Source organism: Bordetella trematum (assembly GCF_900078335.1).
Classification (GTDB): domain Bacteria; phylum Pseudomonadota; class Gammaproteobacteria; order Burkholderiales; family Burkholderiaceae_B; genus Bordetella; species Bordetella trematum.
This window is the reverse complement of record NZ_FKBR01000033.1, coordinates 226,270-249,541: the sequence shown is the minus strand read 5'-3', so window position 1 is coordinate 249,541 and position 23,272 is coordinate 226,270. Positions and strand designations below refer to the sequence as shown.

General features: G+C 66.0%; 26 protein-coding genes and 1 tRNA gene. 12 read left to right on the top strand and 15 right to left on the bottom strand.

Features of this window, described 5'->3' with window-relative positions:
* The first annotated feature begins 32 nt into the window (after positions 1-32).
* Positions 33-551, top strand: coding sequence for a GNAT family N-acetyltransferase (locus A7V84_RS14220; protein ID WP_101605097.1), 519 nt, complete (start codon positions 33-35; stop codon positions 549-551).
* Here the strand turns inward: A7V84_RS14220 and A7V84_RS21520 are convergent.
* The 8 genes from A7V84_RS21520 to A7V84_RS14185 form a co-directional block, all read right to left on the bottom strand.
* On the bottom strand, positions 545-721 hold the full coding sequence (locus tag A7V84_RS21520; protein WP_025515710.1) for a hypothetical protein: 177 nt from the start codon (positions 719-721) through the stop codon (positions 545-547). The two genes, A7V84_RS14220 and A7V84_RS21520, sit on opposite strands and share 7 nt — an antisense overlap.
* Before the next feature lie 301 nt (positions 722-1,022).
* On the bottom strand, positions 1,023-1,481 hold the full coding sequence (locus tag A7V84_RS14215; protein WP_063492537.1) for a YaiI/YqxD family protein: 459 nt from the start codon (positions 1,479-1,481) through the stop codon (positions 1,023-1,025).
* 125 nt (positions 1,482-1,606) lie between these two features.
* Positions 1,607-1,681 (bottom strand) — tRNA-Val (locus A7V84_RS14210).
* Between the two features lie 73 nt (positions 1,682-1,754).
* Entirely contained in the window at positions 1,755-2,480 is a 726-nt protein-coding gene (gene dnaQ, locus A7V84_RS14205; protein WP_033535025.1) for a DNA polymerase III subunit epsilon, read from the bottom strand.
* 21 nt (positions 2,481-2,501) lie between these two features.
* The gene (locus A7V84_RS14200; protein WP_025515705.1) at positions 2,502-5,570 is read right to left on the bottom strand and encodes an efflux RND transporter permease subunit; all 3,069 of its coding nucleotides are present in this window, start codon (positions 5,568-5,570) and stop codon (positions 2,502-2,504) included.
* Between the two features lie 13 nt (positions 5,571-5,583).
* Positions 5,584-6,666, bottom strand: coding sequence for an efflux RND transporter periplasmic adaptor subunit (locus A7V84_RS14195; RefSeq protein ID WP_063491543.1), 1,083 nt, complete (start codon positions 6,664-6,666; stop codon positions 5,584-5,586).
* A 118-nt stretch (positions 6,667-6,784) separates the two neighbouring features.
* Positions 6,785-7,246, bottom strand: coding sequence for a ribonuclease HI (gene rnhA / locus A7V84_RS14190; RefSeq protein WP_025515701.1), 462 nt, complete (start codon positions 7,244-7,246; stop codon positions 6,785-6,787).
* A gap of 92 nt (positions 7,247-7,338) precedes the next feature.
* Positions 7,339-8,091: a methyltransferase domain-containing protein gene (locus tag A7V84_RS14185; RefSeq protein WP_025515699.1), complete on the bottom strand. Its 753-nt coding sequence runs from the start codon at positions 8,089-8,091 to the stop codon at positions 7,339-7,341.
* A 17-nt stretch (positions 8,092-8,108) separates the two neighbouring features.
* On the opposite strand from A7V84_RS14185, the gene gloB reads away from it, so the two are divergent.
* From gloB to A7V84_RS14165, 4 genes are all read left to right on the top strand, one after another.
* Positions 8,109-8,918 (top strand): hydroxyacylglutathione hydrolase, encoded by an 810-nt coding sequence (gloB, locus tag A7V84_RS14180; protein WP_063492538.1) that lies wholly within the window; start codon positions 8,109-8,111, stop codon positions 8,916-8,918.
* A gap of 7 nt (positions 8,919-8,925) precedes the next feature.
* Positions 8,926-10,305 carry a transglycosylase SLT domain-containing protein gene (locus A7V84_RS14175; protein WP_025515696.1) on the top strand — a complete coding sequence of 460 codons (1,380 nt, stop codon included), beginning with the start codon at positions 8,926-8,928 and terminating at the stop codon, positions 10,303-10,305.
* 57 nt (positions 10,306-10,362) lie between these two features.
* Positions 10,363-11,148, top strand: a complete 786-nt coding sequence (fabI, locus tag A7V84_RS14170) for an enoyl-ACP reductase FabI (protein ID WP_025515693.1) — start codon at positions 10,363-10,365, stop codon at positions 11,146-11,148.
* A gap of 141 nt (positions 11,149-11,289) precedes the next feature.
* Positions 11,290-11,991, top strand: coding sequence for a tellurite resistance TerB family protein (locus tag A7V84_RS14165; protein WP_033535024.1), 702 nt, complete (start codon positions 11,290-11,292; stop codon positions 11,989-11,991).
* 12 nt (positions 11,992-12,003) lie between these two features.
* Here A7V84_RS14165 and A7V84_RS14160 read toward each other — a convergent pair whose 3' ends face one another.
* From A7V84_RS14160 to A7V84_RS14145, 4 genes are all read right to left on the bottom strand, one after another.
* A complete protein-coding gene (locus A7V84_RS14160; RefSeq protein WP_033535023.1) occupies positions 12,004-12,963 on the bottom strand; it encodes a Bug family tripartite tricarboxylate transporter substrate binding protein in 960 nt (319 codons plus the stop codon).
* A 112-nt stretch (positions 12,964-13,075) separates the two neighbouring features.
* Positions 13,076-13,966, bottom strand: a complete 891-nt coding sequence (gene nadC, locus A7V84_RS14155) for a carboxylating nicotinate-nucleotide diphosphorylase (RefSeq protein WP_025515690.1) — start codon at positions 13,964-13,966, stop codon at positions 13,076-13,078.
* A 97-nt stretch (positions 13,967-14,063) separates the two neighbouring features.
* Positions 14,064-14,990 carry an NUDIX hydrolase gene (locus A7V84_RS14150; protein WP_101605099.1) on the bottom strand — a complete coding sequence of 309 codons (927 nt, stop codon included), beginning with the start codon at positions 14,988-14,990 and terminating at the stop codon, positions 14,064-14,066.
* Positions 14,991-15,057: 67 nt separating this feature from the next.
* Positions 15,058-15,873 carry a winged helix-turn-helix domain-containing protein gene (locus tag A7V84_RS14145; protein ID WP_033535021.1) on the bottom strand — a complete coding sequence of 272 codons (816 nt, stop codon included), beginning with the start codon at positions 15,871-15,873 and terminating at the stop codon, positions 15,058-15,060.
* A gap of 86 nt (positions 15,874-15,959) precedes the next feature.
* Here A7V84_RS14145 and A7V84_RS21190 point away from each other — a divergent pair, with 86 nt between their 5' ends.
* From A7V84_RS21190 to A7V84_RS14135, 4 genes are all read left to right on the top strand, one after another.
* Positions 15,960-16,139 (top strand): hypothetical protein, encoded by a 180-nt coding sequence (locus A7V84_RS21190; RefSeq protein WP_127070893.1) that lies wholly within the window; start codon positions 15,960-15,962, stop codon positions 16,137-16,139.
* A 6-nt stretch (positions 16,140-16,145) separates the two neighbouring features.
* Positions 16,146-16,364 carry a hypothetical protein gene (locus A7V84_RS21365; RefSeq protein WP_127070895.1) on the top strand — a complete coding sequence of 73 codons (219 nt, stop codon included), beginning with the start codon at positions 16,146-16,148 and terminating at the stop codon, positions 16,362-16,364.
* Positions 16,339-17,112 (top strand): NAD(+) diphosphatase, encoded by a 774-nt coding sequence (nudC, locus tag A7V84_RS14140; protein WP_063491544.1) that lies wholly within the window; start codon positions 16,339-16,341, stop codon positions 17,110-17,112. The genes A7V84_RS21365 and nudC overlap by 26 nt, the downstream gene beginning before the upstream one ends.
* Positions 17,113-17,196: 84 nt before the next feature.
* Positions 17,197-17,562: a cupin domain-containing protein gene (locus tag A7V84_RS14135; protein WP_025515684.1), complete on the top strand. Its 366-nt coding sequence runs from the start codon at positions 17,197-17,199 to the stop codon at positions 17,560-17,562.
* A gap of 20 nt (positions 17,563-17,582) precedes the next feature.
* Here A7V84_RS14135 and A7V84_RS14130 read toward each other — a convergent pair whose 3' ends face one another.
* Positions 17,583-18,020 (bottom strand): universal stress protein, encoded by a 438-nt coding sequence (locus A7V84_RS14130; RefSeq protein WP_025515682.1) that lies wholly within the window; start codon positions 18,018-18,020, stop codon positions 17,583-17,585.
* A gap of 212 nt (positions 18,021-18,232) precedes the next feature.
* Between A7V84_RS14130 and A7V84_RS14125 the strand changes: the two genes are divergently transcribed.
* Positions 18,233-19,180, top strand: a complete 948-nt coding sequence (locus A7V84_RS14125; RefSeq protein ID WP_063491545.1) for a M14 family metallopeptidase — start codon at positions 18,233-18,235, stop codon at positions 19,178-19,180.
* Positions 19,181-19,208: 28 nt separating this feature from the next.
* On the opposite strand, the gene A7V84_RS14120 is transcribed toward A7V84_RS14125, so the two are convergent.
* Positions 19,209-19,865 carry a DsbA family oxidoreductase gene (locus A7V84_RS14120; protein ID WP_033535019.1) on the bottom strand — a complete coding sequence of 219 codons (657 nt, stop codon included), beginning with the start codon at positions 19,863-19,865 and terminating at the stop codon, positions 19,209-19,211.
* 105 nt (positions 19,866-19,970) lie between these two features.
* Entirely contained in the window at positions 19,971-20,954 is a 984-nt protein-coding gene (locus A7V84_RS14115) for a zinc-dependent alcohol dehydrogenase family protein (protein WP_063491546.1), read from the bottom strand.
* A 96-nt stretch (positions 20,955-21,050) separates the two neighbouring features.
* Here A7V84_RS14115 and A7V84_RS14110 point away from each other — a divergent pair, with 96 nt between their 5' ends.
* Positions 21,051-21,944 carry a LysR substrate-binding domain-containing protein gene (locus A7V84_RS14110; protein ID WP_025515674.1) on the top strand — a complete coding sequence of 298 codons (894 nt, stop codon included), beginning with the start codon at positions 21,051-21,053 and terminating at the stop codon, positions 21,942-21,944.
* Positions 21,945-22,066: 122 nt separating this feature from the next.
* Complete coding sequence (locus tag A7V84_RS14105; RefSeq protein ID WP_025515673.1) at positions 22,067-23,257, top strand: mandelate racemase/muconate lactonizing enzyme family protein; 1,191 nt, start codon at positions 22,067-22,069, stop codon at positions 23,255-23,257.
* Positions 23,258-23,272: the final 15 nt, after the last annotated feature.

The following is a 23,272-nucleotide window of genomic DNA, read 5'->3' as shown; positions in this document are numbered from 1 at the left end:
TGATTACCGGTACCAAACCTCTTGATCCGACCATGCTGCAAACCCTCTGCCGCCCCATGACGGACAGCGATCTGCCTGCCGTGCTGGCGCTTCAGGCCCAGGTCTATCCGGCCGACATCCTCGAAGAAGAAGCTTTTTTCCTGAACCGTCTGGCGCTCGCCGCCTGGACCTGCCGGGTGACGATCCGGGAGGAGCGCCTGTTGGGCTATCTGGTCGCCTACCCCTGGAGCGCCGATCTGCCGCCTGCACTCAACCAGCCCCTCGAGCGCCTGCCGCAACAGGCCGACAGCTGGTTCGTCCACGATTGTGCGGTCTCGCCACAGGCCCAGGGCCTGGGCCTGGCCAGCCTGATGCTGCGCGACAGCGCCCTGAGCGCGGGCCAGGCGGGCCTGACGCGCGCCAGCCTCGTGTCGCTGGCACCCGCGGTGGGATACTGGGAAAAACAGGGCTATCGGCCAGTGCCGCACACACCGGCACTGGTTGCCAAGCTGGCCGGATACGGCCCTGGCGCAAGCTATATGACGCGCGAGCTGGACGGCTCCGGTCAGTAAAAGGAACTGAAGGTGATGTAGGCCTTGTAGACGATCGTCAACACCGCCACGATCAAGCCCAGGCCCATCAATCCCAGGCCCAGATTGCGGTCACGCAATCCAAAGCCGACCAGCATCAGCGCAACCGCGATGCAGATAATCACGATCATGGTGTTGGTGCTAGGGTGCATCTTATCGTCCTCCAGACGGAAGGCGGTCGCTTCCGGCCGCCACCTTGCCCCGGATTCCGCCCGCACGACTTCAACTACGCAACGCGCCCAGCGCCGTGGGCTGACACCCCGGCGCCTGCTGGCCGCACGCTGGCGCAGGCACTCCCCGCGCCTGCATCAGCAAGATGATGCCATGGTAACCAGATAGGCGGGGACGCAACAGAGGCCCCGAAGCAACACTGCGTTGCGCCACGTCAAGCCACTACACTGAAAACAAGACTTATCTTTATCTTTCCGCTCAGATAGACGCGATCATCGGTCATCAGGGGCGCAAACGGGCAACATCCAGCATCAGCCGATCCAGGGCGCTGGCGAACGCACGCCGATCCGCCTGGCTCAGGGCAGACGGGCCGCCCGTGTCCACGCCCGTGGCCCGCAGCTCTTCCATCATGTCGCGCAGGGCCAGACGCTCGCGGATCGTGTCGGCCAGATAGCGCTCGCCACGCGGGCTGAGCACCAGGGCGGCCTTTTCCAGCGCCTCGGCAGCCAGGGGGATATCACCGGTGATCACCAGGTCGCCAGCCACCAGATGGCGGACGATATAGTCGTCGGCGACATCGAAGCCTCTTGGCACCTGCACCGCCCGCAATAAAGGCGAGGGCGGCGTGCGCAGCATCTGATTCGCCACCAGCGTCAGGGGATGCTGCCAGCGCTGTGCCGCCCGGAACAGGATCTCTTTGATGACGGCCGGACAGGCGTCGGCATCAACCCAGATGTGCATGGCGGCCACCGGCAGTCAGGAAGAATCGGGACGAGGACACGCGACAGGCCTCCCGCAGCGCCGCAGGCGCGCAAAAACAAAAAACCCGCTGCACGGAATGCGGCGGGTTTTCTCTTTGGGGTTCTTGGTGGGCGGTACTGGGTTCGAACCAGTGACCCCTGCCGTGTGAAGGCAGTGCTCTACCACTGAGCTAACCGCCCCAAGAGAAGAAAGATTCTAGCATGTATTTTTTTAACTATGCAAGCGTTCTGGAAAAAATCTGAAGATTGCGACTCAGGATGGGGTCTGGCCAGCAGGCTCAAAGGTACGCCAGAGGCAGCTTCCGTCCGCAGATTTGTCGAGCACTTCCAGGTAGGCGAGATGCTCAGCCAGGTCTTCGCCCTCGGCGGCGACCACCTGCAGCACGGAAGCATCGAACTGCCCCAGCTCAATTTGCGCGCCGCCGCTGCCGGCGCCATCATCGACGTCGATCAGCAGGGCATCCTGGCCGCGCGTCATGGCCAGCCAGACCTCGGCCAGCAGTTGCGAGTCGAGCAAGGCGCCGTGCAGGGTGCGGTGGGCGTTGGAAATGCCGAAGCGATCGCACAAGGCATCGAGCGAGTTGCGCTTGCCCGGGAACAGCGTGCGCGCATGCGCCAGCGAGTCCGTGATGCTGCCGCAGTAGTTGTCCAGCGTCTTGTGCCCGGTGTTCTGCAACTCGGCGTTGAAGAACTTGACGTCGAAGTTGGCGTTGTGGGCGATCAGTTCGGCGCCTTCGATAAAGCGCAGGAACTCCGCAGCCACCTCGCCAAAGCGCGGCTTGTCCGACAGAAAGTCGGTGGTCAGGCCGTGCACGGCAAGCGCCTCGGGATCGCTGTCGCGATCCGGATTGAGGTAGATATGCAGGTTACGGCCGGTGACGGCCCGGTTGACGACTTCGACACAGCCGATTTCGACGATGCGGTGACCCTGGGCAGGGTCCAGTCCGGTGGTTTCGGTATCGAAGATGATCTGACGCATGGCAGGCAGGAATAACAGTAGCTACTTGGTGGCTGAGGCCGGTTCGGCGGCGACCCCGGCGGCGTGCCGGATGGACGGCGCAATAAGGGTATAGGCGACCGGCACCACGAACAAGGTCAATAGTGTACCCAGGCTAAGCCCGCCTACCAGCACCCAGCCGATCTGCTGGCGCGACTCGGCGCCGGCGCCGCCTGCCAGGGCCAGCGGCACGGTGCCCAGCACCATGGCGCCGGTGGTCATGAGAATCGGGCGCAGGCGCAGCACGCTGGCCTCGATCACCGCCTCGACCATGGGCTTGCCCTGCTCGCGCAGTTGATTAGAGAACTCGACGATCAGGATGCCATGCTTGGTGATCAGGCCCACCAGGGTGATCAGGCCGATCTGGCTGTAGATGGACAAGGTTCCGCCGCTCAGCCACAGCGCCAGCAGCGCCCCGGTCATGGACAAGGGCACCGACAGCATGATGATGAAGGGACTGCGCCAGCTCTCGAATTGCGCCGCCAGCACCAGATAGATGAAGGCCAGCGCCATGGCGAACACCAGATAGATGCTGCCCGACGAATCGCGGAACTCGCGCGACTGCCCGTCCAGGTCGATCACCACGGTCTGGGGCAGCACTTCGCGCGCCACCTTGTGCATGTGATCGAGAACCTCGCCCAGGGCATAGCCCGGCGCCACCGACGCGTCCACCTTGACGGCCCGCAGGCGGTTGAAGTGGTTGAGCGATTGCGGCGATACGCTTTCATGGACCGACAGCAGGTTATCCAGCTGCACCATGCTGCCGTCCCGCGCCCGGACGTAGATATCGGAAATGTCGGTAGGCGTGGCCCGATCGCGCGGGGTGACCTGCACGATCACGTCATATTGCTCGCCTTCGTCCTTGTAGCGCGTGACCTGGCGCCCGCCCAGCATCGACTCAAGCGTGCGCCCCACCACATCCACGTTGGCTCCCACGTCGGCCATCTTGTCGCGATCGACCTGCACGCGCAGCTCGGGCGTGTTGAGCCGCAGGTCGGTGTCCAGGTTCTGCAGACCGGGATAATCACGCAAGGCATCGAGGAACACCGTCACCAGCTTGGAGAGCTCGGGATAGGAGGCCTGGCTCATGATCACGAATTCGATCGGCTTGGAGCGTGCCGACTGCCCCAGCGACGGCGGGTTGGTCGGGAAGGCTTTCACACCCGGCAGGGCCGCGAACTTCGGTTGCAGCTCGCGGGCGATCTCCTGCTGGCGGCGGCTGCGCTCCTCCCAGGGTTTCAGCCTCAGGATGGCCGTGCCGTCCGTGACCGTGGGGAAGCCCACGGTGCTTTGCGCCACGCTTGCCTCGTCGATCCCCCCGTACAGCGCTTCGATGGCCAGCATGCTGTCCAGGGTGTAACTCAGGGTGGCGCCTTCGGGCGCGTTGACAATGCCGAAGATCACGCCCCGGTCCTCGATCGGGGCCAGTTCGCTCTTGACCACGCTGAACAGCCCCACGCTGCCGGCCGCCACGACCAGCCCCAGGCCCACCACCGTCGCGCGATGCGACAGCGACCAGCCCAGCGCCGTGCGATAGCCCCGCCCCAAGCGTTCCAGCCCGCGCTCGATGAAGTTGTAGCAACGATTGTGACTGGTTTGATGGCGCAACAGCAGGGCGCACATCATGGGCGTCAGCGTCAGCGCCACAAAACCCGAAACCAGCACGGCGGCCGCCAGGGTCAGGGCAAACTCGATGAACAGCCGCCCGGTGCGGCCCGTGGCGAACACCAGCGGCGCATAGACGGTCACCAGCGTGAGCGTCATGGCGACCACGGCGAATCCGATCTCGCGCGAGCCCTGGATGGCCGCCTGCAGCCGCGGCATGCCATCCTCGATGTGGCGGAAGATGTTCTCCAGCACCACGATGGCGTCGTCGACCACCAGGCCGATAGCCAGCACCATCGCCAGCAGGGTCAGGGTGTTGATGGAGAACCCGAACATGTACATGATGGCGCAGGCGCCGATCAGGGACACGGGGATGGTGACGATGGGCACCAGGCTGGCGCGCAGGTTGCGCAGAAAGAAGAAGATCACCAGCACCACCAGCACGATGGCCTCGGCGATCGTCTTGTAGACCGACTCGATCGAACGTTCGATGAACACCGAGGTGTCATACGAAATGTTGAGCTTCATGCCCTCGGGCAGGCTGAGGTTCAGGCGCTCGACCTCCGCGCGCGCGGCGGCCGAGAGCTCCAGCGGGTTGGCGGTGGACTGGCGCGTGACCCCGATATTGATGGCTTGCTTGCCGTTGAAACGCGACAGGATGCGGTCATTGGCGGCATCGATGCGAACGTCGGCCACGTCGCGCAAGCGCAGAGGATAGCCCTTGACGTTGGCGATGATGATGTTCTCGAACTGCCTCGGCGTTTGCAGGTCGGTCGAGGACACCACCGAGAATTCGCGCGCGCGGGATTCGATCCGACCCGCCGGAATTTCCACGTTCTGGCTGCGCAGCGCCGCCTCCACATCCTGCACGGTCAGGTTGTAGCCCGCCAGCTTGTCGCGATCGACATAGATGCGCATGGAAGGCTGGCGATCGCCAAAGACGCGCACCTCGGCCGCGCCCGGCAGCACCGACAAGCGCGTCTTGACGTAGCGGTTGATGATGTCCGAGGTCTGGATGGCCGAGTACGGCCCTGACTCTACGGCAATGTAGATGATGGGCTGGGAGTCGGCCTCGACCTTGCCGATGATGGGCTCGTCGATCTCGTCGGGCAGGAAGCGGCGCGCGCGCGAAACCTTGTCGCGCACTTCGGCGGCAGCGGCGTCAGGGTCGCGCGTGAGATTGAAACGGATATTGATCAGGCTGCGTTCGGAGCGGCTGCGCGAGGTCATCACGTCCACCCCTTCGATACCGGCCAGCTGGTCTTCCAGCGGCTTGGTCACCTGCGACTCGACCACCTCGGGCGAGGCCCCCTTGTAGGTGGTGTCCACCGAGACGATGGGCTCGTCGATCTTGGGATATTCGCGCACGGTCAGGCGGGAATACGAAATGATGCCGATCAGCAGAATGACCAGCGACAGCACCGTGGCGAACACAGGGCGGCGTATGCAGATTTCCGAGATGACCATGGCCGGCTCCGGATCAACGCGCCGCGTCCGGATTGAGCACGCGCACCGGCGCGCCATCGGTCAGGCGCTGCAGGCCGGCAATCACGACCACATCGCCCTCGCCCAGGCCGCTGAGCACTTCGGCACGGCCTTCGCGCCGCTCGCCCAACACCACCTCGACCCGTTCGGCCCGGCCGTCGGCCACCCGGAAGACATACTGTTTCTGGCCCGACGGGGCGAGCGCCGCCTCGGGCACCGCCAGCGCCGGCTCCGCGCCGAACTGCAGCTGCACGCGCGCAAACATTCCGGGGCGCAACACATCATCGTCGTTGGGCACGGTGGCGCGCAGCAGGATGGACCGCCCGCCGGCGTCGACCAGCGGGCTGACCGCATACACAGTGCCGACGCGCTCCTGCCCCGGCAGGGCATCCATGCGCACGGCCAGCGACTGCCCCACCCGCAGCTTGCCCAGATACATCTCAGGCACGCGGAAATCCACCTTCAGCGGGTTGACCGCCTCCAGCGGCGCAAGATCCTGCCCCTGGCTGACGTAGTCACCCACCGACACGTTGCGCAGGCCCACGATACCGGCGAAGGGCGCGCGGATGGTCATTTTTTCGAGCTTGGCCTGAGCCAGTGCGGCCGCGGCCTGCTGCACTTTCAGGCTGCTGACCGCCTCGTCACGCGCCTGCTGGCTGACGAAGCCGCGCCCGTGCAGATCCACGGCACGGCGGTGCTGGGTCTCGGCCAGCGCCAGATTGGCGCGCGCCTGCTGCCACTCGGCCCGCGGGATGGAGGCGTCCAGCTGCACCAGCACCTGGCCCTTCTCGACCGCCTGACCTTCCTTGAAATCGATCTGCTGAATGCGACCGGCCACTTCCGGGCGCAGCATCACCGCCTCGTCAGAGCGCAGACTGCCGACCGCAGAAATGCCGCGCGGCCAGGGCAATTGCACCACCGGGGCGACTTCCACGCGCACCGGCGCGGCCACCGGGGCGGCGTCGACCTTTGGCGTGACCTCAGGCGTTGCGGCCATCCAGCGGGGCACAAACCAGGCGCCAGCGGCCCCGACGGCCAGACCGGCGACAAGCGCGGCGAGCAATGCGGCTTTTTTCATGCGGAAACAGGATGGCGCCGCCTGGCGCGCACAAAGGAACGGAAGCTAGCGACTGTAGCATCAGGTCTTACCTCCCGGCAGCAATGCGGGTGAGCACCTAGGGCTTTCCCGCCTCGCCTCAGCGCCGCATGACGCTGGCCACGCCCTCGTTGGCGAGCTGGTCAGCCATTTCATTGCCCGGGTCGCCGTTATGGCCGCGCACCCAGCGCCAGCTGACCTGGTGCCGCGCCACCTGGGCATCCAGTTCCTGCCAGAGCTCGGCGTTCTTGACCGGTTTTTTGTCGGCGGTGAGCCATCCCCGGCGCTTCCAGTTGGGCAGCCATTCGGTCATGCCCTTCATGACGTACTGGGAGTCGGTATGGATGATGACCGTACAGCGCCGCTTCAGCGCGCGCAGACCCTCGATGACGGCGAGGATCTCCATGCGGTTGTTGGTGGTTTGCGGTTCTCCGCCGCAGAAGGTCTTGCGATGCTCGCCGAAGGTCATGAGCACCCCCCAGCCGCCCGGGCCCGGGTTGCCCTTGCACGCCCCATCCGTCCACATTTCAACGACATCGGCAGGGGCAGCAGCAGTAGACATGGGAGTATCCGGTAATTCTGGGAAAGCCGCCCAAGATACTGGAAAAACTCCCGGCCTGCATGACACCGCCCCCGCAGGCGGTCGGGCCGGGATCAGTCGGTCTGGCGGTTGACCACGACGGCGGCCCGCTTGGGCGCCTTGCGTTTTTTCTTCCAGGACGGCCCGATGATGCGCATGCTGGTCACCCGCTTGACGGCCGAGACTACATAGACCGCGCCGCCCATGCGCCACCAGCGCTCGCCCACGCCTTCCATGAAACGCCAGCGCCGCAGCCATTGCTCGCTGCGGCAGGCCGGCACGAAGCAGCCATAGCGGCCCCGGTCGACATCGAAGGACAGCAACTGCAGCCAGTCGCGCAGCCTGTGCAGCGAGACCTGCGATTTCACCGACACCGGCAGCCAGGCCTCCATGCCCGGCAGGGCATTGCGCGCCCCCCAGAGGCTCCAGGGGTTGAAGCCCGAGATCACCAGCCGCCCTTCCGGCATCAGCACGCGCTCGGCCTCGCGCAGCACGCGGTGCGGCGCCTGGGCGCATTCCAGCAGATGCGGCAACACCAGCAGGTCGACGCTGCCGGACTCGAACGGCAGGGACTCGGGCTGGGCCAGCACCCGGGCCGGCCACGGCGCCTCGGCGTTCAGGATCTCGCCCCCCGCCCAAGCCTTGAAGGGCATGCGATTGCTGCGCAGGAAATCCGGCTCGTCCAGCCCCAGTTGCCAGGCGTAGTAGCCGAACACGTCGGCCACCTCTTCGTCGAAGCGGGCGCGCTCCCAGTCCAGGACGTATTTTCCCGGGGGAGTCTCGAACCAGTCGGCCAGATCTACAATCGGCGATGTCATTTCCGCCACTTCGCCTTCCTCTCATGATGCCAGCTCATCCCGAACTCCAGGACAAGGCCAGCCAGGTCATTCCCATCGCGGCCTTCAGCGACAACTATATTTGGGCAATCGTGCGCGACGGCCAGGCCGTCGTGGTCGACCCCGGACAGGCCCAGCCCGTACTGGAATTCCTGGCCGCGAACCGGCTCGGGCTGCGCGCCATTCTACTCACCCACCACCATGGCGACCATGTCGGCGGCGTGCTCGAACTGCTCGATCACGCGACCGTGCCGGTCTATGGCCCGGCCCGGGAGAGCCTGCCGCACTGCGATGTCCGCCTGAGCGAGGGAGACCGGGTCGAGATCCCCGAAGTGGGTCTGTCCCTGACGACCCTGGATGTGCCCGGCCATACCGCCGGCCACATCGCCTATGCCGGGAATGCCGGCGGCGGGCCGCTGCTGTTTTGCGGGGACACGCTGTTTGCCGCGGGCTGCGGCCGCCTGTTCGAGGGTACACCCGAACAGATGACGGCTTCGCTGGCCAAACTGGCGGCTTTACCGGAAGATACAGAGGTTTTTTGCGCCCACGAGTACACTCTTGCGAACCTTCGCTGGGCGATGGCGGTAGAATCGGCCAATTCCGCCCTGCGTCAATGGCAGCAACAGGCGTCCCAACTGCGCGCCTGTAACCGCCCCACCCTGCCGTCCACGATCGACAGGGAGCGGCAGACCAATCCGTTTCTTCGGACGTCGCAGCCCGCCGTGATCCAGGCAGCCGAGGCATGGGCCGGGCACAGTCTGGCCGGTCCGGTAGCGGTATTCGCAGCCCTGCGCGATTGGAAAAACAATTTCAAGTGACACGCCCATGAGCTTTCTACGACTCCTGCTACCCGTTTTTCTTGTCGTTCTGGCCGGCTGCGCCAGCAGCGGACTGAAGCAGGGGGCCGAAGGCTCATCCAGCCGCTACGTGGCCAAGGACACCTCTCGCACGGTGGACCTGACCAGCCCCCCGCGCGATGCCTGGGACCGCATCCGCCGCGGCTTCGCGATCCCCAACCTGAACACCGACCTGTCGCAGCAGTGGACCGATTATTACGCGGCCCACCCGGAATCGGTGCAGCGCATGGCCGAGCGTGCTGGCAAGTATCTGTATTTCATCGTCGACGAGGTCAACCGCCGCGGCCTGCCCACCGAACTGGCGCTGTTGCCGTTTGTCGAAAGCGCCTACAACCCGACTGCACTGTCGCGCTCGCAGGCCTCGGGCCTGTGGCAATTCATCCCCTCGACCGGGACCTATTTCAAGCTCAAGCAGGACTGGTGGCGAGACGAGCGACGCGACCCCATCGCCTCCACTTACGCCGCCCTGGACTACCTCGAAAAGCTGTTCGAAATGCAGGGTGACTGGTACCTGGCCCTGGCCTCTTACAACTGGGGCGAGGGGTCGGTGCAGCGGGCCATGGCCAAGAACGATGCCGCCGGCCTGCCGACCGACTATCTGTCGCTGAGCATGCCCGACGAAACACGCAATTACGTGCCCAAGCTGCAGGCCATCAAGAACATCATCGCCGATCCGGGCAAGTATGCCGTGGCCCTGCCCAAAGTGGAGAACACGCCCTACTTCGTGGCGGTGCAGAAAAATGCCGACATCGACGTCGAGCTGGCTGCCCGCTTCGCCGAAATGTCGGTGGAGGAGTTCAAGGCGCTGAACCCATCGTTCAACCGCCCCCTGATCCGTGGCGAACATGCCCCCACGCTGCTGCTGCCTGCCGACCGCGCCGCAGCCTTCCAGGCCAATCTGCAGAATCACAAGGGCGACCTGAGCACCTGGGGAACCTACGCTTCCCGCCGGGGCGAGAGTTACGCCGCCATTGCCAAGCGCTTCGGCGTCACCGAGGCCCGCCTGCGCGAAATCAACGACGTGCCCTCGCGCCAGAAAAGCGCCCTCGGGCAGACGTTGCTGGTGCCGGCCAAGCCGGACGCCGGCAGCGCGGTGCAACTGGCCTCGCTGAGCACGCCGATCGGCGCGCTGGACAGCCCGGCCCTGGCGCCGGCCAAGCCGGCCGTGCGCACTGCGGCCCGCGCCCACGTGCGCACGCACAAGGTGGGCTCCGGCGACACGCTGTTCAGCCTGGCCAAGCGCTACGGCACCACCGTGGATGCGCTGCGCGCCCTGAACAACCTCAAAGGCAACAACCTGAAGATCGGCACGCAATTGCGCGTGCCCGGCACCGGCTCGCGCGGCTGATCGTCGCGCTGGCCGTAAAATAGCCGTCTTCAAGCAAGGCAACCAAAGGAAAACACAATGGGCTTTCTCGCTGGCAAGCGCATCCTCGTGACCGGGGTGCTCTCGAACCGTTCCATCGCCTACGGCATCGCGCGCGCCTGCCACCAGCAAGGCGCTGAACTGGCCTTCACCTACGTGGGCGACCGCTTCAAGGAGCGGGTGGCCGAATACGCGGCCGAATTCGGCAGCGACATCGTGCTGCCCTGCGACGTCGCCGAAGACAGCCAGATCGAAGCCACCTTCGCCGAACTCAAGACCCGCTGGGATGGTCTGGACGGTCTGGTGCACTCGATCGGTTTCGCGCCGCGCGAAGCCATCGCGGGCGACTTCCTGGACGGCCTGTCGCGCGAAGCCTTCCGCGTCGCGCATGACATCTCCGCCTACAGTTTCCCGGCCATGGCCAAGGCTGCACTGCCCCTGATGGAGGGCCGCCAGTCCAGCCTGCTGACGCTGACCTACCTCGGCGCCGAGCGCGTGGTCCCGAACTACAACACCATGGGCGTGGCCAAGGCCGCCCTGGAAGCCAGCGTGCGCTACCTGGCCTCCTCGCTGGGCCCGCGCGGCATCCGCGCCAACGGCATCTCGGCCGGCCCGATCAAGACCCTCGCCGCCAGCGGCATCAAGGACTTCTCCAGCATTCTGAAGTTCGTCGAAGCCACCGCCCCGCTGCGCCGCAACGTCACCATCGACGACGTCGGCAACGTGGCCGCCTTCCTGCTGTCGGATCTGGCCGCCGGCGTCACCGGTGAAATCACGCACGTGGACGCGGGCTTCTCGACCGTGGTCCCCGGCATGCAGGAATAAGACCGGCGCCACGCCCGTCCCTGCCGCCCCTGGCTTGCCAGGGGCTTTTTTTCGTCTGCGCGCCGCCCAGACACGACAGGAGATTGAAACTTTCGCGCGCCGGGGCAGTCGTACCTTACCCAAAAATTCAGGAGGTTCTCCATGAGCGCACGGCAACTGCTCGACCAATTGCTGCAATCCGGCCGCGGCCTGATGCAGCAGACCACCGAACAGGTCCAGAACACCGCCAAGAGCGGCAACGGCGGCTCCTTTCTCGCCGGGCTGGGTGGCGGGGCCCTGGGTGCGGGCGCGCTGAGCCTGCTGCTGGGCAGCAAGAAAGCCCGCAAGATGGGCGGCAAGGTGGCGATGTACGGCGGCATGGCCGCCCTGGGCGCGCTCGCCTACCGCGCCTATGGCCAATGGCAGGAGAACCAGGCCCGCCAGCAGAACACGCCGGCGCCGGCCGCGCCCCGCACACTGGACCGCCTGCCCGCCCCCGAAGCCGAGAAACACTGCAATGCGGTCCTGGTGGCCATGATTGGCGCCGCCAAGGCCGACGGCCACATCGGCGCCGAGGAGCGCGCCCTGCTCGAACAGGAACTCTCCCGCCTGTCGGGCGACGCCGCCGACCGCCGCTGGCTGGAGGCCGAACTGAGCCAGCCGCTCGATCCGGCCGCCGTGGCGCGGGCCGCGTGCACGCCGGAGATGGCCGCCGAGATGTACCTGGCCAGCGTGCTGGTGGTCGACGAAGAAAGCTACATGGAGCGCGCCTACCTGGACGAGCTGGCACGCCAGCTCAAGCTTGAGCCCTCGCTGCAACGCGAACTGGAACAGCAGGTGAACCAGGCGATGCGCGCCGCCTGATCTGCGTGCCGCTCAATCGGCGCGCAGACCGATGCTGGCCGTCAGGGCGCGAAACCGCTCGATGTCGTCCAGCACCAGTTGCTGGAACGCCTGCGGGCTGCTGCTCACCGGGTTGAACCCCAGGGCCTGCAATTCGGCGCGCATGCCCGGGTCCGCCATGATGGCCACCAGGGTGCGATTGAGCAGCCCGATCACCGCCGGCGGCGTGCCCGCGGGCGCGAGCAGGCCATGCCATTGATCCAGTTCGTATTCCGGCCAGCCCTGCTCGGCCACGGTCGGAACATCAGGCATGAGGGGCGAGCGCTGCGCCGAGGTGACGGCCAGGGCGCGCAGTTTCCCCGAGCGGATGAAAGGCGCCGCACTCGAGGCCGTCACGATGCCCATGGGGACCTGTCCGGAAAGCACGTCCGTGAGGGCCGGGCCGCAACCCCGGTACGGCACCTGCTGCAAGGCCGAGCTACTCAGCTGGCGCAGGCGTTCCCCGGCCAGGTGTTGGGGCGTGCCGTTGCCGCAGGTGGCGTAAGGCACCGGATCTTCGCGCAGCCCCAGCCGCAGGGCCTGGGGCAGCGATTCCAACGGCGAACCGGGCGGCGTGATGATCACCGAAGGCACGAAGGCCACGTTGATCACGGCGGCGAAATCCCGTTCGGGCGAAAACTCCAGATGTTGGAAGACCCCCGGGTTGATGGCAAAGGAGCTGTTGACCATCAACAGCGTATGGCCATCCGGCCGGGCCTCGGCCACCGCTCGCGCGCCGATGTTGCCGCTGGCGCCCGGGCGGTTCTCCACCACCACGCTTTGTCCCAGCTTCTGCTGCATCACCGCCCCCAGCTTGCGGGCCAGCAGATCCGTGCCGCCGCCCGGCGGGAAAGTCACGATGATGGTGATGGGCCGGGAGGGAAAGGGGGCTTCGGCCAGCGCGGAGCCGGCCAAGGCCAGCATCGCAAAAAGACTGAAGATCAAACGTCGCATGGTGGTGAGTTCCGTTGCGTGAGGATGCAGGCCGCCCCACCGGCCCGCCAGGGCAGTGTGAAGCGCAGGTTCAGGTAGACAGGGCCTGCCTCGCCGGGCAGGCCCCGCGGGATCAGCTGTCCAGACCGATGTCCAGGACGCGGGCGCTGTGGGTCAACCAGCCGATGGCCATCAGGTCCACGCCGGTTTCGGCAATGGCCGGCGCCGTCTCGGGCGTGATGCGGCCCGAAGCCTCGGTAATGGCACGGCCCGCCACGCGGCGCACGGCTTCACGCAGGGTGTCGTTGTCCATGTTGTCCAACAGCAGCACATCGACGCCGGCTTGCAGGGCTTCATCGAGCTGGGCCAGGGTATCGACCTCGAGTTCGATCTTCACCATGTGGCCGATGTGCGCGCGAGCCAGCGTCAGCGCCTGGGCCACGCCGCCGGCCAGGGCCACGTGGTTGTCCTTGATGAGCACGGCATCATCCAGGCCGAAGCGGTGGTTGCTGCCCCCGCCGACGCGCACCGCGTATTTCTGCACCGCACGCAGCCCCGGCATGGTCTTGCGGGTGCAGGTGACCTTGCAGCGGGTGTGCGCGATGGCATCGGCGATCGAGGCCGTGGCGGTGGCCACGCCGCTCAGATGGCCCAGGAAATTCAGGGCCGTGCGTTCGGCGGTCAGCATGCCGCGTGCGGGGCCATCGATGCGGGCGATCTCGGCGCCAGGCTCCAGGCGCGCGCCATCGGCCAGCAAGGCGTGAAAGCGGATCTCGGGATCGATCAGGCGAAACGCCAGGCGGGCCAGGTCCAGCCCTGCCAGCACGCCAGCCTGGCGCGCCACCAGCCGGGTCTGCCCCCGCGCCTCGGCAGGCACGATGGCATCGGTAGTGAGATCCCCGGCACGGCCCAGATCTTCGAGCAGGGTGGCACGGACAAGCGGCTCCAGCATGACCTGCGGCAGGGCCGGCACGACCTGCGCCGTCTCCGGGGCGCGAGTCGGGCTGATGATATTTATGCTCATTTTGAGTATATATGAAGATAAAAAAAAGCGGTTGCGCGTTTATTTATGCTAAACCTGAGCATAAGTGTATGTCAAGCACGCCAGCCGCAGGCGAGGCTCAGAACTGGCGCGCCAGAGGCAGCTTGCTGCCGGAAATCGCACGTTCGAGCATGACGTCGCTGCGAAAGCGAAACAGCTTGGCCGGGCGGCCAGCCGAGCCGCTCGCCATGCCGCCGGTCTCTTCGACCAGATCCTGCTGCTCCATCATGCGGCGGAAATTCTGCTTGTGCAGCCCGCGCCCGGCCAGCGCCTCGACGGCGGTCTGCAGTTGCAGCAAGGTAAATTCGGCCGGCATCAGCTCGAACACCACCGGCCGGTATTTGATCTTGGCACGCAGACGCGCAATGCCCGTGGCCAGGATGCGCCGGTGATCATGGCGCATGAACTGGCCGGGCAACTGCCCGCCGGCCTCCGGCACCAGGCCCGCCTCGTAGAGCAGCTCGTAGCGTTGCAACACCATGTCTTCGTTCCAGGGGGCCCCATCCAGGCCGAAGCTGTAGGCCAGGCGCTGGCGGCGCTGGGCGCGCAGGGCAGGATCCGCCCCCGCCCACTGACGCAGCTGCGACTCGATGCCGGCCAGCATGGCAGGCATGCCGCCCCGCCAGTCTTCCCAGGGGAAATAGTGATACCAGTCCTGCCAGCCGACCTGCGCCACCCCGGTGGCGCCCGCCTCGCGCGTGAGTCCCAGATAACTGACCGAGATGACCCGCGCGCCCGCCTCGTTGGAGCGATCGCGGTCGGCAAAGGTGTAGAGCTGCTCGACATAGCCCAGGGGGTGATGGGTCTGCATCTCGACCCAGGCACGCAAACCGGCCTGCAACGAGCGGTGGCTCAGCTCAAAGGGGCCGGCCGGCAGCATCTGGCCACAGTCGGTCGTCAGCACGCGCGGCTGACCCGCCGTCACCGCAACGAGCACCGCCACGAGTTCGGCGGAAAGCGAACGATCGGAAGAATGAGTCAAGGCAGCCCCGGAAAACACGGCCATTGCGACACATCCGCAATGAGACCGTCACCGATTATAGAGCCGTGCCTGATCGTCGCCGGGCGGTCGCTTACTCGCCGCCGCTGAACATGTAACCCCAGCCATGCACCGCCCGGATGGGCAGGCGCAACTGGCGCTGGGTGGCCTTGCGACGCAGGCGGCAGATCAGGACATCGACATAGCGCAGGCGACTGCGCTCGGCACGCCCGGGACGCACATCGACCACCTCGAGCAGGTCTTCCCGGCTCAGGCGCTGGGTGGGCGCCTGCACCAGTGCCTGCAACAAGGCGCGCTCGGTGCCGGTCAGGGTCAGGCGGGCATCATCGGGGCTGGCAAGCACCCAGCCGTCTTCAAGCAGACGCCAGCCCCGCTCCAGGCCGACCGCCTCGGAAGGGGCAGCCGCCCCGGCCGGGGTGGCTGCCTGGATACCGTCAGCCAGCATGGACAGCGCGCGCGCCGGCGCAGCCTGGGCCATGCCGCGGCGCGCCAGCGCCTGCAGCACGGCGGCGATTTCCTCATGGCTGGCGTGTTCTTCGAGACAGTTATCGACGCCGCACAGCAGCAGCTGCACCCGCGCTTCGGCCGACAGCGGTGCCGTCAGGGCCACGATGCCCACGCCCGGCGACAAGGTGCGCAAACGCGCCGCGGCCGCCAGCACTTCGTTCTGGCTCGCGTGCAGAATGGCAAAGCCATAGCGTGCGCAAGCCTGCAGCTCGTACATGGCCGGCAGAGTCTGGCAGCGGCTGACCATGAAGCCGGAAGCCACCAGCGCCTGCGACAGCGCAAACCCCTGGCCGGGATCGGCCGACAACAACAGCACGCCCGGGCCCAATCCTTCCGCCACGCTTTCGGGCACGTGCGCATAGGCATCAAACGAGGCACGCATGGCAACCTCCCTGCTGTTTGCCGGCAATATCCGCGCCCGGCGCCGGACCTGAACGCTCTGGCTGACGCAAGAGATTGCCGTGAATCGTGAAAAAGATCGCCATGCCACCCTGCCTCATTTTGCACCTGCGCGTCGGCATTCCGACCGGCCCCTCAGCAGGCGAGCAGGCAGGAATGAATCGAAAATTATTGTTTCCCCAGGTATACACACAAGCAGGCACGGCACGCTCTGCGAAAACGCAAGAAAAGTACACAAAACGGCAATGAGTGTGATTGATTCGCGCTGCCGGCCAGCCTGCCAGACACGGCAAAGCCAGGAAAAACATTCTCGACAGGATTGCAACAATTGAGGAATTTTATTTCATTTTGATTCAAAAGCGCCATCCCTGGCTGTCGCCGCACAGGCTGCAGACAGGCAAAAACGCTAGACTGACAGCCTTCTCCCGCCCCGACCAGGAAGGCCAGCGTGAACTTCATTTTCCGCGGCGATGAGCTGCTGATCCGCGAAACCACCCTAGAACTGCCGGACGCCACTATCTGTCACCTGCTGGGCATCCGCATCGAGAGCATGCAGCCGTTGTGGTTTCAACGCGAACCTCAGCATCGCAGCATCCAGATCGCGCGCGATGTCGAACCGCCGGCCGGGTATGCCTTTCTGAAGCTGCGCGCCCTGCTCGGGCAGTTGGGCGAACAGGCGGCGCTGGCCGGGCGCGCCTTCCAGATTGCCGAGTGGGTCCGCACTCATCGTTATTGCGGCGCCTGCGCTACACCGATGCAGCATTCGGCCCGCGAACTCTGCCTGCAATGCCCGAACTGCGGCCTGCACGCCTATCCGCGCATCTCGCCGGCCATGATGGTGCTGGTACGTCGTGGCCAGCACATCCTGCTGGCGCGCCATACCCGCTACGCCACCGCGCGCTATACCGCGCTGGCCGGCTTCGTCGAGGCCGGCGAGAGCATCGAGGAGGCCGTGCACCGCGAGGTCGCCGAGGAGGTGGGGCTGCGGCTGCAGAACCTGCAGTATTTCGGCAGCCAGTCCTGGCCCTTCCCGCACTCTTTGATGGTGGCTTTCACGGCCGACTATGCCGGCGGCGAACTGTGCATCCAGGAAGACGAGTTGAGCGATGCGCGCTGGTTCGGGCCGGGCGATGAACTGCCTGCGCTGCCCATGATGGAGTCCATCGCCGGACGCCTAGTGCGCGCCAACCTGCCGCCCGGCCTGCGCGTGCCACAGCCCTGAGCGCGAGCGCTTGCCCGGCCGGGCCGGCTACGGCTACGATCGGCGGCCCGGGCCGGTCTGTCGGCCCTACCTGAGGCTACATCGATGTCCGACGCTCTGCCCGGCCTGGTCCGTATCCCGACCGGCCCCCTGCAAAATCCAGAAATCAGCCAGCCGCGCCGCCCGATCGAAGGCGATACGCAATTCCGCAGCGTCAACGCCTTCGAGGCGAACGCAGGCCGGATGCTATCCGGCGTCTGGGAAAGCACGGCCGGCAAGTTCCGCTCGGATACGACCGGCTATGTCGAGTTCGGCTACATCCTGGAAGGCCAGGCGCGGCTGGTCGATCCGGACGGCACCGTGCACGAGCTCAAGCCGGGCGATCCGTTCATCATGCCGGAAGGCTTCAAGGGCCATTGGGAAGTCGATCACTTCGTCAAGAAGGTCTACTTCATCAGCCATACCGGCTGAACCGCGCCGGCCCCTGAGGCCTAGCGATACACCAGCACAGGCAGCTCGGAGTGGGTCAGCACCTTCTGTGTGACGCTGCCCAGCAACAAGGCCGACAGGCCGCTGCGCCCGTGCGAGGCGATCACGATCAGATCGCAGCCGCGCTCGACCGCGGCCTTGACGATGGCCTCATGCGGCAGCACGCTGACGGCCGTCACAGCTTCGCACGCCAGGCCGCTGTCCTTGGCGCGCTCGGCTGCCTCGGACATCCATTGTTCAATCTGGGTATGCTCGGCGCGCTCGTATTCCTGCAGCGTGGCGCGCAGCTGCACCGACTCGCCAGCCGGCGGCTGCAGCGGTTGCACCACGCGGATCAGAGTGACGCGCGCACCCAGCTTGCGCGCCAGGCCCAGGCCGCGCTCGACCGCGCGCTCGGCCAGTTCGGAGCCATCGGTGGGGATCAGGATGTGTGAATACATGGGGGCAACCTCAGATCGGAAAGGTGGCGGGCCCGCGCCCGGGGAGCCAAACGGTAACGCGACTGACGTCAGCGTATCTTGCGCCCGATCAAGTCACAGGACAAACCTTTTCCCACAACAGCCCTCGGGCGCCGGATCCATCCAGGGAAACCCTGAATTCCGGGGCGTCAAACGCGCGCTATCCTGAATCGTGTCCCTTTTCAGGCGTCGCCATGTCCACCTTCGTGTCAGAAGAACCGCCCCTGGAAGTCCTGCCTCGCGATATCACCGCCTACCGGCAGGGCAATACCGGCATCGACTATGTGCACCGTTTCGAGTCAGGCCAGCCTGGCCCGCATGTGCTCATCAACGCCCTGACCCACGGCAACGAAATCTGCGGCATGGCCGCCGCGGTACATATCCTGGAGCAGGGCCTGCGGCCGCTGCACGGCACCTTGACCGTCAGCTTCGCCAACGTGCAGGCCTACGAGGCGTTCGATCCGGCGCGCCCCTACGAGAATCGCCAACTGGTGCACAACCTGAACCGGATCTGGTCGCCGGAGATGCTCGACGGCGCCGAGGACAGCCCCGAACTGCGCCGCGCCCGCGAGCTGCGCCACGTCGTCGCCGACGCCGACTATGTGCTGGACATCCATTCGACCAGCCAGGCGGTGCCGCCTTTCTGGGTGTATTACGACCTGCCCCGCAACGTGGCGCTGGCCACCGCCGTAGGCGCGCCCGCCGTGCACCTGCTCATGCCTCCAGGCAAAGGCCCGGGTTCGCCCGTGATCGGCCATGACCGCCACGGCCGGGCCGACTCCAGCAGCCTGGGTTCTCTGGTGGTCGAGTGCGGCCAGCACTTCGCCCGCTCGGCCAGCGAACTGGCGATCGACACCAGCTTGCGTTTTCTGGGGCACCTGGGGCTGATCGAGGCGCCCGAAAGCCTGCAGCATCCGCCCGAGCCGCAGCGCTTCCGCCTGCTGGAAATCCACCTGGTGAAGTCGGAGAGCTTCTGGTTCACCCGCCCGCTGGTGGGTTTCGAAACCTTCCACAAGGGCGAGCGGATCGCGCGCAATGGCGATGAGGACATCATCGCCCCTTGCGACAACTGCACCATCTTCATGCCGACGCGCCAGCCGATCGTGGGGCGCGAAGCGGTCTACCTGACGCTGCCCGTCTGAAGCGCCAGCCCGCTCTGCGGGCCGGCGCTCAGCCTTCGGCCTGCTGCGCCAGCTGGCGCAGCGCCTGCTCGAACACCTCCGGCGGCTGGCCGCCGGAGATCAGGTATTTGCCATTGAGCACCACCGATGGCACCGAGGTGATGCCGCGCTCGCGCCAGACGGCCTGCTCGGCGCGCACCTCGTCGGCATAACGGCCGCTGGCCAGTACCTCGCGCGCCTGTCCGGCGTCCAGCCCGGCCTGTGCGGCAGCCTGCGCCAGCACCTCGGGATCCGCCGTATCCAGATTGGCTTCGTGGTAAGTCTGCAAAAGCGCACGCTTGAGCGCGATCTGCTCGGCCTGACCGAGTTCCCCTGCCCACTGCAACAGACGATGCGCATCGAAGGTGTTGTACGAGCGCTGCGCGTCGACCTTGCCCATGGGCATCGCCACGGCAGCGGCACGTTCGAGGATGGTCTCGCGGTTGGCCAGCACCTGCTCACGGGTGAGGCCGTACTTTTCCATCAGCCGTTCCAGCGTATTGCGGCCGCCCGCCGGCATGTCCGGATTGAGCTCGAAAGGGCGCATGCGCAGCGCCACATCGGCCTCACCCTGCGTGCGCTGCATCGCGGCCAGCAGCCCGCCCAGGCCGACCGCGCACCAGGGGCAGGCAACGTCGGAAACGAAATCGATGGTGATCTTGGGCATGCGGGGCTCCGGGTGACTTGATCAAGGCGGGGGACGCGCGGGACGCAGACCGACCCTCGCGCCTCGATCATCATAACCTTGGGATACGCCCCGGCAGTCGAGCGCTCAGGCGATGTCGATCACGACCTTGCCCAGCACCGAACCGGACTCCAGCCGGCGATGGGCGTCGCCTGCCTGCGCCAGGCTGAAGTGCGCCGCATCCAGGCAGGGACGCAGGCGCCCGGCATCGACCAGCCCGGCCAATTCGCGCAGAATGCGACCATGGCGCTCGCGCTGCCGGTTGTGCAGCATGGGGATCAGCATGAACACCACATACAGCGACAGCGCCTTGGCGTGCAGCGGGGAGAGATCATGCGTGCTGCGCGCGGCCGTCGCGGCCACCCGGCCCTCGAGGCAGGCGGCCTGGAAAGCGCGATCCAGGTTGGCGCCGCCCACGGTGTCGAACACCATGTCGAAGCCGGCGCCGCCGGTCAGGCGCTGCACGTAATCGGCCACCTCTTCCTGGTCGGCGCGGATGACATCATCGGCCCCCAGGGCGCGGGCAAAGTCGGCCGACTCCTGCGACAGCACCGTCGTGGCCACGCGCGCGCCACGGGCCTTGGCCAGCTGGATCGCAACGTGCCCCACGCCGCCGGCGCCGCCGTGCACCAGCACATGCTCGCCCTGGCTCACGCCGCTGCGCGCCATGGCATCCCAGGCCGTGATGCCCACCAGCGGCAAAGCGGCAGCTTCGCGCATCGACAGACTGCGCGGCTTGGGCGCGACCAGACGCGCGTCGGCCACCACATACTCGGCCAGTGAGCCGCCCACGCCTTTGACGCCGGTCGCGCAGCCATAGACCTCATCACCGGGAGCAAAGCCGTTCACACCCTCGCCCACCGCCTCGACCACACCGGCCAGGTCGCAACCGATGGAGGAAGGCAGCTCCGGGCCGATCGGCAAGCCCTGGCGGATCTTGATGTCGATCTGGTTGACCGAAGTGGCCGCCATGCGGATGAGCAGATGGCCGGGACGCACCTCGGGCCGCGGCATCTCCTGCAGTTGCAGCACGCCGGCGTCGCCGTGGGAAGTCAGGATGATGGCTTGCATGATGGGCTCCTCGAGGGTTGGATTTTGATGGCATGATAGGAAGCCCAGATTCAAATCAAAAACGAATAAATCAAATACCATCCAGAAAGGTTTCTAATGAACCAATCCCGTCTGCCCGATCTGGAAATCGATTTGCTGCGCGCCTTCATCGCCGTGGCCAACAGCGGCAGCTTCACGGCGGCCGCCGACGCCATCAATCGATCGCAGTCGGCCGTCAGCCAGAAGATCCTGCGGCTCGAAGAGCGGCTGGGCTGCCGGGTGTTCGAGCGCACCAGCCGCTCCCTGCTGCTGACCCAGGCCGGCGAGCATCTGGCGGGCTATGCGCAGCGCATCCTGGAGCTCAATGACGCAGCCATGCGCGGCATCGCACGCCCGGCGCTGGGCGGCAATATCCGTCTGGGCATCTCGGAGGATTTCATTCCCGGCCAGCTGCCCGCCCTGCTGTCGCGTTTTTCGCGCCTGCACCCGGGCGTGCATCTGGCGCTCAAGACCGGCCTGAGCTGCGATCTGCTGCAAGCCTATGACGAAGGCGAACTGGATGTGGTGATCGCCAAGAAAGACCGCTCGGCCCAGCGCGGCCGGGTCATCTGGCGCGAACCGCTGGTCTGGATGTGCGCCGCCGATTTCGAGCTGGATCCGCAGGCGCCGCTGCCGCTGGTGCTGCTGCGTTCGCCCTGCACCTACCGCCAACTGATGCTGGAAGCGCTCAGCGCGCGCGGCCAGGACTGGAATATCGTGTGCACCGCCAGCAGCCTGATGAGCGTGCAGGCCGCCGTCGCCGGCGGGCTGGGACTGACGGTGCTGGGCCGCTCGTTCATGCAGGCAGGCATGCGCACCTGGCAGACGCCATCAGGCTGGGCGCCGCTGCCCAAGACCGAGATCACGGTCATCGGCGAGGAATCCGCCGACAGTGAGATCGTCGCCCCGCTGGTGGACTTCCTGACGGAATACCTGGCGGCAGGCCGGGCTCAGGCTCCGCTTCCCTCCTGATGAAAAAAAAGCATCGCAAAGACAGAATTTAATTCGCTTTAATTCGCCACATGGCAGTGGCAGACTGCCATCCCAAGACAGACGCGCCCGGTGCGAGGCGCCTGTGACGGAGACAGTCAGCCATGAAAATTGCGCGTATCGAGACCTTCTTCTTCTACCCGGCCAGCGGCAAAAACCTGCTGTTCTGCCGCATCGAAACCGATGACGGTCTGTATGGCTGGGGAGAATCGTATGTGGGGGTGAAGAAGGAAAAAGTCGTCGACGAGTATCTGCGTTCGATGGCCCCCTACCTGATCGGCCGCAGCCCCCTGAACATCCGCCATGCCGGCCAGGTCATGTTCGACGACTTCGCCATCCGCCGCTCGTCGGTGGACTTCCTGTGCGCCTGGAGCGCCATCGAGCTGGCGCTGTGGGACATCGTCGGCAAGAAAGCCAACCTGCCGGTATGCAATCTGCTGGGCGGCGCCTGCCGCGAGCAGGTGCGCATCTACGCCAACGGCTGGTGGTACGGCGTGAGCAACATCGACGAGACCGTCGAACGCGCGCTGCAGGTCAAGGAGATGGGCTACACCGCGATGAAGTGGGACCCCTTCCCCGGCCCCTGGCGCACCTTCATTTCGCGCGCCGAGGAAGACTACGCCGTGGCCAACGTGCGCGCCATGCGCGAAGCCCTGGGCCCGGATGTGGACCTGCTGATCGACGCCCACCGCCGCGTGGCGCCGCATCATGCCGTGCGGGTAGCCCAGCGCCTGGCCGAGTACGACATCTTCTGCTACGAAGAGCCGTGCCTGTCCGACAACATCGAACTGGTGGCGGAAGTGCGCCGTGCCATCGGCGCGCCGGTGGTCACCGGCGAGACGCTCTACACCAAGGAAGATTTCGCGCAGGTGCTGGCGCAACGCGCCGCCGACATCCTCAATCCCGACATCTGCGCGGTGGGCGGGTTGCAGCAGATGCTGGACATCGCCGCCATGGCCCAGCCCCACGCCGTGGCCATCAGCCCGCACAACTACAACAGCACCATCGTCGGCCTGGCCGCCACGGTGCATTTCTCCGCACTGATCCCGAACTTCCTGATCGCCGAGTGCTTCATCAACCTGCAGTCGGCCTGCGAGCGCATCGCGCGCCCCGGCATCGCCATGCAGGCTGGCTGGGCCGACATTCCGCAGGCCCCCGGCCTGGGCGTGGACATCGACGTCGACGAATTGCGCAAACACCCCTATCAGGACTTCCCTCACAAGGACATGCGCCAGTACTGGGAAGAGTTCCCGCGCAAGAACTACGTCTGGGGCGTGGCCAACGTCACGCGCTGATGCCCCATCACCATT